The 15,612-nt window shown below is 70.7% G+C and carries 16 protein-coding genes; 5 read left to right on the top strand and 11 right to left on the bottom strand.

Going from position 1 to position 15,612, the window contains the following annotated elements; translation table 11 throughout:
• Positions 1 to 11: 11 nt before the first annotated feature.
• From hcaB to AB0K15_RS38560, 8 genes are all read right to left on the bottom strand, one after another.
• The gene (gene hcaB, locus AB0K15_RS38595) at positions 12 to 815 is read right to left on the bottom strand and encodes a 3-(cis-5,6-dihydroxycyclohexa-1,3-dien-1-yl)propanoate dehydrogenase (protein ID WP_364062496.1); all 804 of its coding nucleotides are present in this window, start codon (positions 813 to 815) and stop codon (positions 12 to 14) included.
• A complete protein-coding gene (locus AB0K15_RS38590; RefSeq protein WP_364062493.1) occupies positions 812 to 1,138 on the bottom strand; it encodes a hypothetical protein in 327 nt (108 codons plus the stop codon). The genes hcaB and AB0K15_RS38590 overlap by 4 nt, the downstream gene beginning before the upstream one ends.
• On the bottom strand, positions 1,135 to 1,716 hold the full coding sequence (locus AB0K15_RS38585; RefSeq protein ID WP_364062490.1) for a 3-phenylpropionate/cinnamic acid dioxygenase subunit beta: 582 nt from the start codon (positions 1,714 to 1,716) through the stop codon (positions 1,135 to 1,137). Before AB0K15_RS38585 ends, AB0K15_RS38590 begins: the two co-directional genes overlap by 4 nt.
• The gene (locus tag AB0K15_RS38580; RefSeq protein WP_364062487.1) at positions 1,713 to 3,104 is read right to left on the bottom strand and encodes a Rieske 2Fe-2S domain-containing protein; all 1,392 of its coding nucleotides are present in this window, start codon (positions 3,102 to 3,104) and stop codon (positions 1,713 to 1,715) included. The genes AB0K15_RS38585 and AB0K15_RS38580 overlap by 4 nt, the downstream gene beginning before the upstream one ends.
• 171 nt (positions 3,105 to 3,275) lie before the next feature.
• Positions 3,276 to 3,755: an alpha/beta fold hydrolase gene (locus tag AB0K15_RS38575; RefSeq protein ID WP_364062484.1), complete on the bottom strand. Its 480-nt coding sequence runs from the start codon at positions 3,753 to 3,755 to the stop codon at positions 3,276 to 3,278.
• Positions 3,756 to 4,216: 461 nt separating this feature from the next.
• Complete coding sequence (locus AB0K15_RS38570; RefSeq protein ID WP_364062481.1) at positions 4,217 to 5,065, bottom strand: NAD-dependent epimerase/dehydratase family protein; 849 nt, start codon at positions 5,063 to 5,065, stop codon at positions 4,217 to 4,219.
• Positions 5,066 to 5,165: 100 nt separating this feature from the next.
• Positions 5,166 to 6,077 (bottom strand): alpha/beta fold hydrolase, encoded by a 912-nt coding sequence (locus AB0K15_RS38565; protein ID WP_364062478.1) that lies wholly within the window; start codon positions 6,075 to 6,077, stop codon positions 5,166 to 5,168.
• 44 nt (positions 6,078 to 6,121) lie between these two features.
• Positions 6,122 to 6,763: a dienelactone hydrolase family protein gene (locus AB0K15_RS38560; protein ID WP_364062475.1), complete on the bottom strand. Its 642-nt coding sequence runs from the start codon at positions 6,761 to 6,763 to the stop codon at positions 6,122 to 6,124.
• A 144-nt stretch (positions 6,764 to 6,907) separates the two neighbouring features.
• Here AB0K15_RS38560 and AB0K15_RS38555 point away from each other — a divergent pair, with 144 nt between their 5' ends.
• Complete coding sequence (locus AB0K15_RS38555) at positions 6,908 to 7,504, top strand: TetR/AcrR family transcriptional regulator (RefSeq protein ID WP_364062472.1); 597 nt, start codon at positions 6,908 to 6,910, stop codon at positions 7,502 to 7,504.
• Positions 7,505 to 7,507: 3 nt separating this feature from the next.
• On the opposite strand, the gene AB0K15_RS38550 is transcribed toward AB0K15_RS38555, so the two are convergent.
• The gene (locus tag AB0K15_RS38550; RefSeq protein WP_364062469.1) at positions 7,508 to 8,920 is read right to left on the bottom strand and encodes a pyridoxal-dependent decarboxylase; all 1,413 of its coding nucleotides are present in this window, start codon (positions 8,918 to 8,920) and stop codon (positions 7,508 to 7,510) included.
• Positions 8,921 to 9,543: 623 nt separating this feature from the next.
• Between AB0K15_RS38550 and AB0K15_RS38545 the strand changes: the two genes are divergently transcribed.
• The 3 genes from AB0K15_RS38545 (at position 9,544) to AB0K15_RS38535 (ending at position 11,411) form a co-directional block, all read left to right on the top strand.
• Positions 9,544 to 10,122, top strand: a complete 579-nt coding sequence (locus AB0K15_RS38545; protein ID WP_364062466.1) for a CGNR zinc finger domain-containing protein — start codon at positions 9,544 to 9,546, stop codon at positions 10,120 to 10,122.
• 40 nt (positions 10,123 to 10,162) lie between these two features.
• Positions 10,163 to 10,936, top strand: coding sequence for a maleylpyruvate isomerase family mycothiol-dependent enzyme (locus AB0K15_RS38540; protein WP_364062463.1), 774 nt, complete (start codon positions 10,163 to 10,165; stop codon positions 10,934 to 10,936).
• A 103-nt stretch (positions 10,937 to 11,039) separates the two neighbouring features.
• Positions 11,040 to 11,411: a hypothetical protein gene (locus tag AB0K15_RS38535; protein ID WP_364062461.1), complete on the top strand. Its 372-nt coding sequence runs from the start codon at positions 11,040 to 11,042 to the stop codon at positions 11,409 to 11,411.
• 11 nt (positions 11,412 to 11,422) lie between these two features.
• On the opposite strand, the gene AB0K15_RS38530 is transcribed toward AB0K15_RS38535, so the two are convergent.
• Positions 11,423 to 12,637 (bottom strand): MFS transporter, encoded by a 1,215-nt coding sequence (locus AB0K15_RS38530; RefSeq protein WP_364062459.1) that lies wholly within the window; start codon positions 12,635 to 12,637, stop codon positions 11,423 to 11,425.
• 644 nt (positions 12,638 to 13,281) lie between these two features.
• Here AB0K15_RS38530 and AB0K15_RS38525 point away from each other — a divergent pair.
• A complete protein-coding gene (locus tag AB0K15_RS38525) occupies positions 13,282 to 13,956 on the top strand; it encodes a GntR family transcriptional regulator (RefSeq protein ID WP_364062457.1) in 675 nt (224 codons plus the stop codon).
• A gap of 47 nt (positions 13,957 to 14,003) precedes the next feature.
• Here the strand turns inward: AB0K15_RS38525 and AB0K15_RS38520 are convergent, their stop codons facing one another.
• Positions 14,004 to 15,593 (bottom strand): ABC transporter substrate-binding protein, encoded by a 1,590-nt coding sequence (locus AB0K15_RS38520; RefSeq protein WP_364062454.1) that lies wholly within the window; start codon positions 15,591 to 15,593, stop codon positions 14,004 to 14,006.
• Positions 15,594 to 15,612: the final 19 nt, after the last annotated feature.

Here is a 15,612-nt window from a genome sequence, read left to right as displayed (position 1 = left end):
CCGTTTCGGGTTCAGGATCGTTTGCGGGGCGCGGAAACGCCGATGCCGCCGTCGGGGTGGACGGCCTGACCGGTGATGCCGCGGGCGCGGTCGGAGGCGAGGAACACGTAGCTCCACGCGTGGTCCTCGCCGCTGAGCGCCACGTGCAGGGGCACGCGGGCGGCGAGCTCCTCGGCCCGCCGCGGCGCGTCGCCGAGGCTGCGTTCGGCGGTGCCGAGGCTGGGCAGGCCGCGCAGGTCGGTGCCCAGCGTCCCGCCGGGCGCGACGCCGTTCACGCGGATCTCCGGCGCGAGGTCGTGGGCGAGCGCGGTGACGAGCCCGCGCACGGCGAACTTCGACGACAGGTACAGCACGCCGCCGCGGCCCGGGTAGTACGACGACGTCGACTCGGTCAGCAGCACCACGCCGTGCCCCGAGCGCTTCAGCTCCGGCAGCGCGGCCTTCACCGAGTGCAGGTGGCTCTTGACGTTGGTGCGGAACATCTCGTCGAACGCGTCGTCGAGCACGTCGGCGTCGAGGTCCTCGATGCTGCGGTAGAAGTCGAAGACACCGACGCAGTTGACGAGCACGTCGAGACCACCGAACGCCGCGACGGCGGCGGCCACGGCGGTGTCGTTGGCCGCCCGGGTGGTCGCGTCGCCGACCGTGACGGGCACGTCCGGCACCTCGGCTTCGAGGGCGGCCGCCTTACCCGCGTCGCGTTCGAGCACGGCGACACGGGCGCCTTCCGAGCGGAACGCGTCGACCACGGCCCGGCCGATGCCCGACCCCGCGCCGACGATCAGCGCGCGCCGGCCCTCCAGCCAGCCAGTCACGCGTCCTCCCCCGAGTCGGCCGATTCGGCGGCCACGAGCGGACCGAAGGGGTGGCCGATCATGGCGGAGAACGTCTCGGTGTTCTGCCAGGTCAGCGCCTCCAGCTCCAGTGGGCACAACGACACCCACTGGCCCGATTTCGGCGACTCGATCAGCAGTCGGGCGCCGTTGCGCGTGTCGACGCGCCGCACCAGGATCTCGGCGAACTCGTTGCCGAGCCGGATCACCTCGCCCGTGGTGTGGGCAACCAGTTCGTCGTGTTCCTCGGCGGCCGCGGCCGCCGCGCGGGCGTCCTCGGCCTCGCCGTCCCAGGAGAGGCTCACAGGAAGATCGCCAGGTTCTGCATGCGGATCACCGAATCGTCGACGAGGATCGTGCGCCGCGCGAGCTGCCAGCCCTCGGGCGTGCGGCGCAGCAGGTCCTCGCGGCCGGCCGAGACGATCGAGCCGGACAGCACGTCGCCGCGGCTGCGGAACAGCAGCGTCGCCGATTCGACGACGAGGTGGTTGTCGTCTTCGGTCGCGAAGGTGCGCACGTTGGACAGGTGGTGGCGCAGGCGCGAGGGCGGGTCCTCGGTCCAGGCGTGCTCGGTCATGAACCGCGCGACGCGCCGCGACAGCGAGTACTTGTCCTCGTCGAAGTGCGCCATGCCCGGCGCGGTGTCGAACCCCGCGCCCAGCGCCGTGGTGACGCGCACCGGCATCAGGTAGTGGATGTCCTCGGTGAGCGTGGTCAGCCACTGCTCGTAGTCCTGGGCGTCGAGCAGCCACGCTTCGTCGACGAGCCACTGGTGCGCCTGGAGGTGGCGGGCGTCGTCGAACGGCAGCGGCCGGCCGGTGCGCTGGATGCGCGACGCGTGCGCGCCGAGCGCGGACCGGCTGGAGTGCGTCTCGGTGGTCATGCCTGCACCGCCTCGGCGGTCTCGGCCGGCGCGCCGACCTCCAGGGCCGTGGCCGATTTCGTCGGCTGTTCGAGGTAGTCGGCCCAGCGGTTGAGCAGTTCGCGCTGGTTGTACTCGCCGTAGCCGGTGTGCGCGACGCCCGGGCCGTGGAACTGCTCCGGGGTGAGCGCGGGGACGACCTCGGTGTCGTCTTCAAGGATCCCCATCCGGCTGTTGAGCTTGAGGCGCCGCGCCATCGAGCCGGCGGCGGTGTTGGTGAGCGAGACCCAGTTCTCGACGTCGTCCTGCTCGAACATGCCGGTGGAGCCGAAGCACATCAGGTAAGCCTTGTAGGACAAGGCTTTGTACTCCTCGGGCGCCTCGGCGTCGACCGCGAACCAGGACAGCACCTCAGTCTCGTTCTCGCTGATCGGCTGCCACTGCCGGACCGAGATGAACGGCAGCACGTCGTCGGAATCCGCGACGCGCGGCCAGTTGTGCACGAACGACAGGTTCGGGAACACCGACGCGGCGGAGATCATGAAGCCGTCCTCGCCGATCACCTGCTGCTGGGCCTGTGAGAACGTGGTCTTCATGCGGTCGACCATCTCCTGCGGGTAGCCGACGTAGCGCGTGCGCTCGTCGAACCCGCCCGGCGGCAGCTTGTAGGTCGTCCCGCCGCCGTTGCCGGCCCAGTAGGTGGCGCCGTCCTTGCGCTTCTCCGCCTTCGGCTCGCGGAACAGGCCGATCTCCACGACCGACGTGTGCGTCTGCGGTGTGTGGTACATGTCGCCGGCGAAGTTCTCCGCGCCGATCTTCCAGTTGGCCTTCACGCGCCAGCGCTGCGGGCCGCGCAGCTCGATGCCGCTGGGGCTCTGCTTGGTGTAGAAGTCCAGGTAGAAGCGGAAGTCGCCGAGGAAGTCCACCAGCGGCGGGGCTTCGGGGTCGAGCGAGATGAAGATCATCCCGTTGTAGGTGTCGAGGTTGGGCGCCGGCAGCAGCCGCTGGCCCTTGCGCTTGAACCCGGCCTCGCCGCCGTAGGCCTCCTGGTGGAACGGCAGCCCGACGATCCGGCCGTCGTTGCGGTAGGACCAGCCGTGGTACGGGCAGCGGAAGTGCGAGGCGTTGCCCATCTCCGCACGGCAGACTTGCATCCCGCGGTGCAGACACATGTTGAAGTGCGCCCGGATCTCGCCCTTCTCGTCGCGCGTGACGATGAACGAGTCGTCCAGCACGCGGCGCACGACGTAGTCGCCGGGCTTGGCGATCTCCGACTCGTGGGCCACGAACAGCCACGCCCGGCCGAAGACGCGCTCCCTCTCCAGCTCGAAGATCTCCCGGTCGTTGTAGATGTGCGCCGGGATCATCCCGCGCCGCACGTCGGACAGGGTGCCGGACTGATCCGTCATCGTCGACTCTCCTCAAACCGCAAACTCTGTAGAGCAGAACTAATCTCTGAACAGTAGAGCAGACGCGGAGATCGGGAGTCAATCGCCGGGCCGGCCTCGCTGTGCGAGCCCGGACACGCCGAAGAGCGCCGCCGAAGACAGCTCGGCGGCGCTCACGGGTGGCCGGGCCGGTTACTCGGGCTTGCGGTACCGGCTCGCGAAAAAGGCCAGGAGGTCTTCCACGAACCGCTGCGCGTGCTCGATGTTGGGCAGGTGGCCGCACTCGCTGTACACGCGCAGCTCGGCGTCGGGGATGCGCGCGGCGATCTCGTCGGCGCACCCGGGCTCACGCAGGGGGTCCTCGGCGCCGGCGATCACGAGCGTCGGCACCCGGAAGCGTTCGTAGGCGATCGGATCCTGCTTGCCGAAGTGCTCGCCGCCGTGGTCCGGCGTCAGCGTCGAAGAACAACGAGTGGCTCGACACGACCGCGGTCCCGGACTCGGGTCCGGCCGCGGTGCAGGCGAGGTTGGTCCCGTTGACGTCGATGGTCGGCATGGCGCGGTCTCCCTGGCTGCGGCGCCGTGACTCCCCCGAAGCCAGGAGCCCGGCGGCGGCCCGGATCCCGCATTCGCGCACAACCGCTCTCCGAACGCGCAAACCCCGTCCCGCACCGGCCGCCTCCGCCGGCCTCGCGCGCCTCACCGGGTGTCATCCCGGAGCGCTGCTCGAACGCCGCCCCGAAACTCGTCGCCGACCGAAACCCGCCGGCGAAGGCAACGCTGCCGATCGTGGCGCCGCGCGCGTGCACAACGGAACCAGCCCGGCGATCGACTAGCCGCCCGGACGAACTCCACCCGGGCCGGCGTCGGCCAGTGGGCGCTGGGCGTCCGCACCATCGTGCGCACCACGGCGCCCAACCCCCGGCCGCCGTCGACCACCCCCGAGCCCGGCCGCCGTGGCGCAGGGCCGGCGGCCGGCTCTTCCCGGCGACCACACCCTGCTCCCGGCCGCAGCCGGAGGTCGGCCCCGCCTACCTCCACCATCCCCGTCGACGCGCTCGGCCCACGCCAAGCCGATCGCGTCGAGCCCGGCGGCGGTCCTGGCGAGCGAGAACACCGCCGGGTCGCGGGGATCAGCCCTGTGCCAAGACCGCCAGCGGGTCGGTGTGCCGCGGCTGCCAGCCCAGCTCGCGCTGGGCCTTGGCGGGCGTGAGCTGCTGGTCGAGGGCGAACGCGTCGGCGATCGGGCCCATCTCGGCCTGTGCCTGGTCCAGCGAGATCGACGTGGTCTTGCCCGCGAGGCCGACGGCGTGGGCGCACGCCTCGGCGACCTGCTTCGCGGTCGGGTTGACGCCGCCGACGCCCACGTAGACCGAGCCGGCGGGCGCGGAGAGGGCGGCGACGTACAACGGGGCGAGGTCGTCGATGTGGACGAGCGCCCAGTGGTTGGTGCCGTCGCCGATGTAGGGGATGGCGCCGTTCTTCTTGCCGGGCTGGACGAAGAAGATGTCGATCAGGCGGTTGTCGCCGCCGTAGAGCAGGCCGGGCTGCACGATCACGGGGCGCCCGCCGTGGGCCAGCACGGCGTCCTCCACCGGCTTGCGCCACGCGACCGCGGCGGGCGGGTTCCAGGGCGCGGTCTCGTCGACGACGCCGTCGGTGTCGCCGTAGACCCAGCTGCCGCCGGTGTGCACGTAGGTGCCGGCACCGACGCCGTCCTGCATCGCCGTGGCCGCGGCGAGGTCCTCGTCACCCGATTCGGCCTGCGCCAGGTGGATCACGGCGTCGGCGCGGGCCGCGGAGTCCTTCAGCACGGCCAGGTCGGTGAGGCCGCCGCGGACCGCCGTGGCGCCGGCCGCCACCACGGCCGTCTCCGCACGGTCGCTGCGGGCGAGCGCCTCGACGGTGTGCCCCTGCTTCACCAGCTCGGCGATCGTGGCCTGCCCGATGTAGCCGGATCCGCCGGTCAAGAAGACCCTCATGACAACTCCCTTTTGCTTACTCTGGATACCGAACAACTGTGCGTCCGGGCCGGGACGTACGTCCAAGACCTCTTCCGCTCGCTGTGATACCTTCCGGACATCACCGCGCGGCGAGGTGGCGTGCGAACCAGTCCCGCGCCGCCTGCGAAGCGACCTTGAAGCCCTCGCCCGTGTACGCGTCGAAATGGCCGCCTGGCAGGAAAACGATGTCTTTCGGCTCGGCCGCACTGGAGAACGCGACGGCGGCGAGGTTGCCGCCCGTCAGGCCGTCCTCGCTGCCGACGATCATCAGCAGCGGCGTCGGCGTGACCTCCGGCAGGTACTTCGCCGGCTCGTAGCAGTAGAAGTTGTCGAGGCTGCGCAGTGTGACCTCGTTGGGCCAGCTGGGATCCAGCTCGGCCCGCGCCTGGGTGAACCACTCGTACGAGTCCCGCGTAGGCAGCCCGACGAGCTGCCCCGGGTCGGTGCCGATGACCGGGATCGTCGCGGCGGCTTCCCCGCGAGCACGGGCTCGCCGGTCGGCCGTGAACACGTCGGGCCCGACGACCTGGTTGTCGACCCGCGCGAGGTTCGCGTAGGTCGCGCGGCCGCTGACGAACGGCGCCTGCGTGACCACGGCCTTCACGCGCCGGTCCATCGCGGCGACGACATAGGCGTGGGCGCCCGAGAAGCTGGTGCCCCACACGCCCACGCGATCCGGGTCCACATCGGACCGGTTCTGCGCGTGGGTGATGGCGTGCCGGTAGTCGCCGACCTGAACCCACGGGTCGATCTCGTGCCTCGGCTGGCCCGGGGCCGCTTCCGAACCGCCCCAGCCGCGGTTGTCGTACAGCAGTACCGACAGGCCGCCGGCGGCGAAGACCTCGGCGAACCGGTCCAGGTACATGCGCTTGGTCGAGCTCCAGCCGTGGGCCATGACCACACACGGCGCGGGCCCGGTGACGCCTTCGGCCTCGTAGAACCAGCCGCGCAGCAACGCTCCTTCGGCATCGAACTCGATATCGTGACGCATGGGTGCCTCCTCCGACACTGGTGACTTGGGAAAAGCCTTGATGGCTAGCGGATCTGCTCGCCGACGAAAGCCGCGATGTCCTCGATCTCCCGGCCCCGCACGTCGTGGCCCAGACCGGGGTAGACGTGGCTCTCGACGGTGGCGTGCCAGGCCAGCCACCGCTCCGTCCGGGCGAGCGCGGCGGCCGGAATGACCCCGTCTTCCCGCCCCCGGCCCCAGAAGACGGGCGGCCGCGTGGCGCTCAGGAGGTCGTCGCCGGGCTGCTCGTCGCGCACGACGAAACCCGCCAGGTTCACGCCGTACGCGAAACGCGCAGGCGCGTGCCGCATCAGCTGGTGGACCATGGCGCCGCCCTGGGAGAAGCCGAGCAGCCCGATCGACGGCGCGTCGAGCGTCTCCAGCCACGCCAGGACATCGACTGTCGCCGCGTTGGCCACCCGAGGCTGAGGATCACCGATCGGGTTCCCCTGGCTGGGAAACCACGCGTAGCCGCCGGCCTCCGGAATGCGGGCCCGCACGGACGCGACCACGACCTCCGCCGGCAGCTGCGGTGTGATCAACCGGTGCAGGTGCATCTCGTCGTAGCTCCAGCCGTGCAGCATCACCAGCAGCGGCCGTGACCCGCGCCCACTCTCCACTTCGGACCACAGCACCGCGCCGCGGTCCATCCCGGGTTCCCTGCTCATCTCGCTCCCGTCGTCGATCACCTCGACTGTGCGCCGGGCGCGCGAGCCGCGTCCAAGACCTGTTCCGCGCTCTGTGATACCTCGCGGGTACCACCGCAGGTCCGCGGGCTTGAAATCCGCCCGCCGGCGACGAACACTGAGTGGGTGAACTCAGAATCGCCGCGCGCGGGCCGGCCGCTCGGCTTCGACCGCCACGAAGCCCTGAGCAGCTTGATGACCCTGTTCTGGCACATCGGCTTCGACGGCGTCACCCAGCAGCAGATGGCCGCCGCGACGGGATTGTCCACGTCGAGCCTCTACAACTCGTTCGGCACGAAGATCGAGATCTACCGCGAGGCCGTCGACGAGTACCTCGGGCTCATGCAGGACGTCCTCGCGCCGCTGCACCAGGGCGAGCGCGGCGCCGAAGACGTGCTCGAAGCGTTGTCGCGCCTGGAATCCGTGCTCGACGGCCCGAACGCGGGCTTCGGCTGCCTGGCCACCACGGCGATGGCCAAGCCGATCGACGAGCACGTCGCCGCCGCCACCCGGCGCTACCGCGAGCAGCTCCGCGCGGGGTTTCTGGCCGCCCTCGAACGCGGCCGCGAGCTGGGCGAATCCACCGCCGACCCGGCCGTGCTCGCGGACCTGCTCACCGCCACCGTGCTCGGCACCCTCACCATCGCGCGCGCCGACCCCGACGGACGCGAGCTGGCAGCCCAGCTGAAGTCGGTGCGCGCGTTCGTGGAGAGCCGGCGCTGAGGTTCAGCCGGCCTGCCGCGCGTGGCGCAGCAGCGCTTCGACGGCCAGGTCCACGTCCGCCTCGTCACTCGCCCAGTCGGACACCGAGATGCGCATGAGCCGCTCGCCGCGGTAGGTCGTGCCGCTGAAGAACGCCGTGCCCTCGGCGCGAACGCCGGCCATCACCGCGTCGGCGAGCCGGCCGTGGTCGCCGTCGGGCGCGAGCCAGCGAACGAGCACCTGGTTGGACACGACCTCGTTCACGATCTCGGCCTGCCCGCTCGCGCCGAGCCGGCCGGCGAAGCGGCGGGCCAGTCCGGTGGTCCGCTCGACCAGGTCGGCGACACCGTCGCGGCCGAGCGCCCGCAACGTCGCGTAGACACCGACGCCACGAGCCCGCCGGGAGAAGTCGGGGCCCCAGTCCATCGGGTCGCGACCGCCTTCGCCCTGCTCGAGGTACGCCGCCTGCACGCTCATCGCCGCCCGGTGCGCGGACGCGTTGGCGCAAATGGCGATTCCGCAGTCGTAGGAGACGTTCAGCAGTTTGTGCCCGTCGGTCGACCACGAGTCGAGCCGCTCGAGGCCCGCGGTGCGCGCCGCCATGGTCGGCGCCGCGGCGGCCAGCAGCATCACGGCGCCGTCGACGTGGACCCACGTCGGGTTGCCGGCGGCGCGGTGGGCGTCGGCGAGGTCCGCCACGGCGGCGAAGTCGTCGAAGGCCCCAGTGTTCACGTTGCCGCATTCGACGACGATCATCGTCGGCCCGTGCACGGCGGCCAGCACCTTTGCCAGCGCGTCGGGGCGCATGTTGTCCTGGTCGTCGCACTCCACGGTGACGAGCGCTCGCTCGCCGAGCCCGAGGAACCGCAGTGCCCGCAACACGGTCGAGTGCGCCCCGGACTTCACCACGACGGTGATCCGCGGCGCGCCGACGAGCCCGTCGGCCTCGACGTTCCACCCGACGTCGCGCAGCACCTGGTGCCGGGCCGCCGCGAGGCACGTGAACGTGGCCATCTGCCCGCCCGTGACGAACCCGACGGAGCTGTCGCCGGGCAGGCCCAGCAGGTCGACCAGCCACTCGGCCGCGAGCTCCTCGGCCACGGCGACGCCCGGCGTCGACGGGTACAGCGAAGCGTTCTGGTCCCACGCCGAGAGCAGCAGGTCCGCGCCGAGCGCCGCCGGGTGCAGGCCACCGACGACGTAACCGAAGTAGCGCCCGCTCGCCTGCGCGGCGACGTAGGGCTCCAGATCACGAGCGAGCTCGTCGACGACCCGCACGGCGTCGGCCCCTTGCGCCGTCGGTGGCCGGTCGAGTGCCGCGCGGATCGTCGCGTGGTCCGCCGCCGGGAACACCGGCCGGTCCGGCAGCGAACCGAGGTACTCCAGCGCGGCCGTGCTCGCCGTGTCGAGCACGGATTTCCAGTCTGACTCCTGCACGGATCCTCCCGCGGTCGCCGGCACGTCGACGACCGGCAACGTCCACACAGGACAGCCGGCGCCGGTAATCTGAGTCCTCCGACTCAGATTACGGCCATTCTGCGTTGGTGCACTCAGAACTGTCAAGACCCCGGGCAGCGCGCGGGCCGGCACGCGCTGCCCGCACGGTTTCAGCCGCGCTCGGCCAGCACCTTCAGCACCGCTTCGGCGGCCAGCTCACCGGAGGCCGGGTTCTGGCCGGTGATCAGGTTGCCGTCGACCACCACGTACGGACCCCAGGCCGGACCCGAGGAGTACTCGGCGCCGGCGTGGCGAAGCCGCTCTTCCAGCAGCCACGGGGGCGTTCTGCGCGAGGCCGACCTGCTGCTCCTCCTCGTCGGTGAACGCGGTGAGCTTGCGGCCCTTGAACAGCCGGCCACCGCACGGCCAGGTCCTGCATCGGGCCGTGGCCGCCGGGGATCAGCACCCCGTCGAACTCGGCCGGGGCGGGGCGCCCGCCCGGTGTCGCGATGGTCAGCTCCACGCCCGCCGCGGCCAGGATGCGGTGTGGCACCGCGAACTCCTCGGCCCAGAACCCGGTCGGGCGCGGCGGGCTTGATCACCTGTCGTAGGCGGCTGTGAAGGTGACGCTGGGTCCCGCGCGAGCCGGCGACGAGTGTTCGAGTTCGAACCTGCTGGTCGGATTCGTGAACACGCGCGTGCACGGCAAGCAGGCCGAGGAGCAGCTGACCGACAGCGCGGCGGTCGCGAAGTGGTTCCAGGCCGCCGTCGCGGGTGACTCCGCCGACGCCACGGACGCCGACGCGGCCACCGCCCGCGAACTGCGCGACGCGTTGCTGGGCATCCTGCGCGCGCACGTCGGCTGCGACGAGGGCGTGGCGATGGTGGCCGAATCCGAAGCCCACCTGCAGCGGGCCGCGGTGCGCTTCCCGGCGACCACGGTCGTCACGGCGGACGGGTGCGAGCTGCACCCGACGGGCACCGGCGTCGACCGGTCATTCTCGCACCTGCTCAGCGCGGTCGCCGACCTCGCCTCGCGGGGCGCGTGGCCGCGGGTGAAGGTGTGCAAGAACGACACCTGCTACACGGCGTTCTTCGACAAGACGCGCAACTCCTCCGCGCTGTACTGCAGCACGACGTGCAGCGGCCAGATGGCGACGCGCGCCTACCGCGAGCGGAAAAAGGAGTGCGCCGCTCGGTGATCAGCGGAACACAGCCGTCCACTCCGGAGTTGAGCGTGGCATGAGCCAACTCGTGGACCGCACGATCACCGCCCTGCGCACCGAGCACGACATGCTCGCCGCCCTCGTCCGCACCCTCACCGACGAGCAGCTGGCCACGACCAGCGGCGCCGCCGAATGGACCGTCGCGCAAGCCCTGTCACACCTCGGCAGTGGCGCGGAGATCGGCCGCGCCCCGATCGCCCGGGCCGCCGGCGAGACCGTGGCGGCCGAAGACAACCCGACGATCTGGGCCCGCTGGGACGCTTCGGCGCCGCGCGCGCAGGCCGAAGGTTTCCTGCAGCACAACGCCCGCTGGCTCGAGACCGTCGAAGCCTTCACGCCCGAGCAGCGCTCGTCGCTGACCGTCGACCTCGGCTTCCTGCCCGAGCCGGTCTCGCTGCTGACCGCCCTGGGCATGCGCCTCAACGAGGTGGCCAACCACTCGTGGGACGTGCGCGTGGCCTTCGACCCCGACGCCGGCGTGGAAGCCGCCTCGGCCGAGGTCCTCGTCGATCTGCTGGCCGGCCCGGTCGGCTTCATGCTGGGCTTCCTCGCGAAGCCGGCCGAGCTCGGGAAGCCGGCATCTGTCGCCATCCCGGACGCAGGCCTGGTGATCGACGAGGCCGTCACCGTGGTGGACCACCTCGAAGCGCCTTCGGCCACGTTCAACGGCCCGGCCGAAGCGTTCGTCCGCTTGGTCAGCGGCAGGCTGAAGGCCCCGTACGACCACGGCGTGACCGTCGACGGCGCCCTCTCGCTCGACGACCTGCGCCGGGTGTTCCCCGGCTTCTGACGGAGGTGACAGCGGGCTGATCGGTTTCGCTCACGGTCAGCCCGTTTTCCGTCCTTCCGGCGATGCCGGTGGCGTTGCGACACTTTGAGATGGAGTGGGGACAGTGGCAGCCGACGAGCCAACGACGATCCGCGTCCTGCGGTGGGGGTTGTGGCTACAGGTCCCCGCCGCCCTGATGGCGGCGGGCTATGGCGTGGCCGAAGTCGGGGACAGCAGCGGCTGGTGGAGCGTGTTCCTGGGCGCGGGCGTGGTGCTCGACGTCGTCGGCGCGGCGACGTTCGCGGCGTGCGCCGTCGCGCTCGGCGGAGGTGCGCGGTGGGTTCTGCGCGCGATGACCGCGGTCGCGTGGCTGATTCTGATCCAGGGAATCGTGCTGATGCTGAACGGGCACTTCTTCGCCGCCCCGTCGTGGGTTCTCGCGACGGCACAGCTGCGCGCGGCGAGACACGGCGCCGAGGAGTGGTTCGACGCCTGAGCGTCGGGCGTTCACGTCCGCTCGGCGACTCTTCGCACCCGGTGCGCCGTTCTCGGGATCCACGCCCACAGCGCCCCGGCCGCCGCGAAGCCGACCAGCCCGCTGGCGACGATTCCCAGCCCGAGCCCGGCCAGTGCGGTCACCCCGGCCAGCAGCAGCGGGCCGAGGCCGGAACCGATGTCGGCCAGCTCGTTCCAGATGCCGATGTGCGTCGGGCGCCCGACCGTCGGCGAGACGTCGGCGCCGAGCGTCATCACGATGCCCGAACCGAGACCGTTGCCGAGTCCCATCACCATGGCCACGAGGGCCAGCAGCACCGGCCCGTGCGTCAACGGCATGAGGACGAAGGAAGCGCCGAGCACGATCGTGCAAGGGACCGCGACCCACCGCCGGCCGCGGCGGTCCATCACCTTGCCCGCCGGGTAGAAGACCAGAGCGTCGATCGCGCCGGCGAACCCGTAGATCACGGAGCTGACCGTGGGCGACAGGCCGAGGTGGGCCGCCCACAGGGGAACGACGGTCTGGCGCGTCTGCCGGATCCCCGACAGCAGCAGGATGCCGACGCCGAGCGTCGCGTACACCCGCCACTTCTGCTTGACCATTCCCCACGTCGTGATCGCCGCCGCGGCCACGCGCTGTTCCTCGACCGTCTCCAGATCCGGCACGCGGTACACCACGATCCCGGCGGCGAGCACCGCGACGAGGCTCAGGTAGTACGCGCCGGCCTGCCCCCAGACCTGCATCGCCGCGGCTCCGGCGAACGGCCCCAGGAACAGCCCGACGCGCATCGTCCCGCCGAGCGTCGACAGCGCCCGCGCCCGCATGTGCAGCGGCACCGCTTCGGTCAGGTACGACTGGCGCGCAAGGCTGTACACCGCGCTCGCGGCGCCGATCAGCAGCACGCCGGCGCCGTAGACGACCAGCGCCGCCTGCCCCGAACCGATGTCGACCAGGCACAGCACGAGCCCGACGGCCGTCACCCCGGCCGCCACCAGCATCGACTTGCGCTCACCGACCCGGGTGGCGAGGACGCCCGCCGGAATGTTCGTGATCAGCGAGCCGATGCCGAGCAGCGCCCCGATCAACGCCGCCACCGACGTCGTGGCCCCGCGGTCGATCGCGCTCAGCGCCACGACCGGTAGCATCGACCCCTCCGCCAGCCCGAACAACGCGGCGGGCCCGTACACCGCGACGGCCACCGACCGCAGCCGGAACTCCTCAGCCATGCCCGGCCACCGCCGCGATCAGCAAGTCACGGTCACGGCCACAACCGTTCGCTCTGCGAGCGCGGGAGTGCCACGCAGCGACACGACTTGGTATTTCGGCGGCGAGAAGTCCTGTGCTCACGAGCCGATCTTCGCAAGCCCGGCCCACTCACCGGCCCGCTCGTGGTGAGTCCCACACCGGTTGCCAGCCGCGTGGAGTACAACTCCCGCGTCAAACTGGACAATGCTCCCTGAACGGACGTTTTGTCGGACGGCGGATATCTCTTCTCCCGACCCCTCGGAACTTGTCGACGGCCACGATGGCCTCAGCGCACGGCTGCGGTGCGTCCCGGGGAACAAGACGCCCATGTGGACAGTGTCCTACCGGTGTACCGTCGGACAGAGCCACCGGCGTACGTCATCGCCGCGGTCGTCGCTTTCAGGCACGGCAAGGGTTTCCATGGACCATCCGGGTGAGTGCATCACCGCTGAGGGCGTTCGAGCGTGGCGGAGAGGAGCCTCGATCGAGCGCGCATGAGGTCCGCGAGCCGCGCCGTGGTCGCGATCGGCGAAGACACAGGCTGAAACAGCGACGACACGCATTCTTCCTCTCGGCTGTGCGAAACTGGTGCTGCGCTGTCCTCGGCGCCCGCGAACGGAGGAGCATGGCACCGGAACCGACGGAACGCAGAGCCGACTCGTTGTCCAGCCAGATCTACGACCGGCTGCGCGAGGGCATCATCCGGGGCCGGTACCCGCAGGGCAGCCGGCTGGCGGAACAGCGGCTCGCCGAAGAACTGGAGGTTTCCCGAGTGCCGCTGCGCGAGGCGGTCCCGTTGCTGGAGGTCGACGGGTTCGTGCGAACCCTGCCGCGCCGGGGCGCGGTCGTGACACAGTGGACTGTCCAATCCGCACACGACCTGTTCGACCTGCGGCTGTGCCTGGAGGTCGGCGCGGCGAGGTTCGCGGCCCGGCAGATCGCTCAAGGTGTTTCCCCGCAGCCGCTGCGCGAAGCGCTGGATCTGTCCCGGGAAGGTGTGACCACCGGGGACCCCTACCGGATCGCCGGGGACAGCACCCGCTTCCACGAGGTCATCGTCAAGCTCACCGGCAACGCGCTGATGGCCTCGCTGATGCGTTCGGTCTCGGGCCGGATGATGTGGTTGTTCTACCTGACCTCGGAGCTCGACGTGCTCGATGCGCTGTCCGGCCACGAGGAACTGCTCGACGCGATCGGCTCGGGCAACGAGCGCCTCGCCGAATCGGTGGCGTACATGCACATCGAACGTGACCGCGCCGAATCGATGGCCGCGCTGGCGCGCAACCGCAGGATCGCCTGAGGCCGGGAGGCGGTGGCGCGGTGGACCGCGCCACCACCTACTCGGGGCTACCGGGCGATGCCCAGCAGGCTGAAGTTGAGCTCGTTCGCGCCGAGGTTCTGCGACTCGGGAACCCCGGTGAGCCACTTCTGCGCCACGACCCAGTCCCGGTTGTACGACAGGTTCAGGTAGCAGCCGTTGGCCGAATACTGCTGGGCCGCCTGCACGTACAACGCGGTGTCGCCGGTTTTGAGCGCCTCGTTGAGTTTCTCGTCGACCTGCGGCACGTCGCAGGCGAAGTAGTCGATGCCGCCGGACTTGTCCCAGAACACGTGGCCCCACAGGTACGGGTCACCGCCGTCGGGACCGTTGTTGCCGTCGACGAACGCATCGGGTCCGGCGGTCGGCTTCTGGGGCCACGAGAACACGATCGAGGTGTCGTAGCCCTGTGCGGTGGCCTGGACCCCGATCGCCTGCAGCTGGGCCGCCAGGATCTGCGCGATGTTCTGCGCGTTCGGGTTTCCGTTCGCGTAGCCGATGGTCATCGGGGTGCCGGGCGGCAGGGTCTTCGCGTAGGCGGCCATCACGGCCGGGTCGTAGCCGATGTTCTGCTTGTCGGCCCCGCCCGGGATCATTCCCTTGGCGTACAGCGTGGTCGCCACTTCGGACCTCTTGCCCAGCACCTGCGAGACGAGCTTCTGCTGGTCCACCGACTTCAGGAACGCCATCCGGGCCTGCACGGTGCTGAAAAACGGCTTGGCGGGGTTGAGGGTCAGCAGCGCGGACTGCAGTGTCGGCAGGAAGTAGTTCTTCACGTTGGGGTTGTTCTCGTACCGCGAAAGGCTCGACGACGGCAGGGCGGCGACCACCGCGGAGACGTCGCCGTTGTCCAGCGCGAGCTGCAACGGCGCGGCGTCGCTGTAGACCGGCAGGTTCACGGTGGTGAACGGTGATTTCGGTCCCCAGTAACCCTTGTACTGGGACAGCACGTACTTCGTGCCCGACACGGCCGAGGCCAGCTCGTAGGGGCCGGTGCCCACGTCGTGGGTCTCCAGGTACTTCTGCGCGTGGTCGCTGCCGGCGTTTTTCGCCAGTGCGGTGGGAGATTCCATCTTCGGCCCGAACGGCGAGGCGAGGTAGCTGAGGAACGCCGAGTTGGGCTGGTCCAGCGTGATGATCGCGGTGTAGGGATCCGGTGTCCGCACGCTCTTGACGCCCTCGACCATGTACGCCGCGCCGCCCTTGACGTCGAGCCGGCGCTTGAACGACGGCTCGATCGCGGCGGAGGTGAACGGCGTGCCGTCGTGGAAGGTGACCCCCTGGCGCAGGTGGAAGGTGTAGACGGTCTTGTCGGGGCTGACGTCCCACGAGGTCGCCAGGCGCGGTGCGATCTTCACTTCGGATGTGTTGTTCGCGTACTGGACCAGGCCCTCGTACACGTTCATCATGATCGCCGTGCCGTTGTTGGCGTAGTAGATGTCCGGGTCCGGCGGCTGGCCGATGTCACCGAGCAGGCCGACGGTGAGCGTTCCGTCGGTGGGCGGCTTGGCGCCCCCGCTCGCGCCGGTGTCGCCCGCGGCGCAGGCGGTGGCGGTCGCGGCGGCGGCCAGTGCCACCGCGAGCAGACGCCAAGTGCGTCCGGTTTGGGTAGTGGGCACGCTGTTCTCCATTCAGGGT

The sequence above is a fragment of the Amycolatopsis sp. NPDC049253 genome, from assembly GCF_040678995.1.
In the GTDB taxonomy this organism is placed as follows: domain Bacteria; phylum Actinomycetota; class Actinomycetes; order Mycobacteriales; family Pseudonocardiaceae; genus Amycolatopsis.
Note: the sequence above shows the minus strand (reverse complement) of the source record. Positions and strands in the feature narration are given on the sequence as shown.

Coding starts and splice junctions, on each gene's coding strand:
- AB0K15_RS38525 (WP_364062457.1), top strand. CDS start 13,282: ATGGCACCGGAACCGACGGAACGCAGAGCCGACTCGTTGTCCAGCCAG.
- AB0K15_RS38540 (WP_364062463.1), top strand. CDS start 10,163: ATGAGCCAACTCGTGGACCGCACGATCACCGCCCTGCGCACCGAGCAC.
- AB0K15_RS38530 (WP_364062459.1), bottom strand. CDS start 12,637: ATGGCTGAGGAGTTCCGGCTGCGGTCGGTGGCCGTCGCGGTGTACGGG.
- AB0K15_RS38560 (WP_364062475.1), bottom strand. CDS start 6,763: ATGAGCAGGGAACCCGGGATGGACCGCGGCGCGGTGCTGTGGTCCGAA.
- AB0K15_RS38585 (WP_364062490.1), bottom strand. CDS start 1,716: ATGACCACCGAGACGCACTCCAGCCGGTCCGCGCTCGGCGCGCACGCG.
- AB0K15_RS38570 (WP_364062481.1), bottom strand. CDS start 5,065: ATGAGGGTCTTCTTGACCGGCGGATCCGGCTACATCGGGCAGGCCACG.
- AB0K15_RS38565 (WP_364062478.1), bottom strand. CDS start 6,077: ATGCGTCACGATATCGAGTTCGATGCCGAAGGAGCGTTGCTGCGCGGC.
- AB0K15_RS38580 (WP_364062487.1), bottom strand. CDS start 3,104: ATGACGGATCAGTCCGGCACCCTGTCCGACGTGCGGCGCGGGATGATC.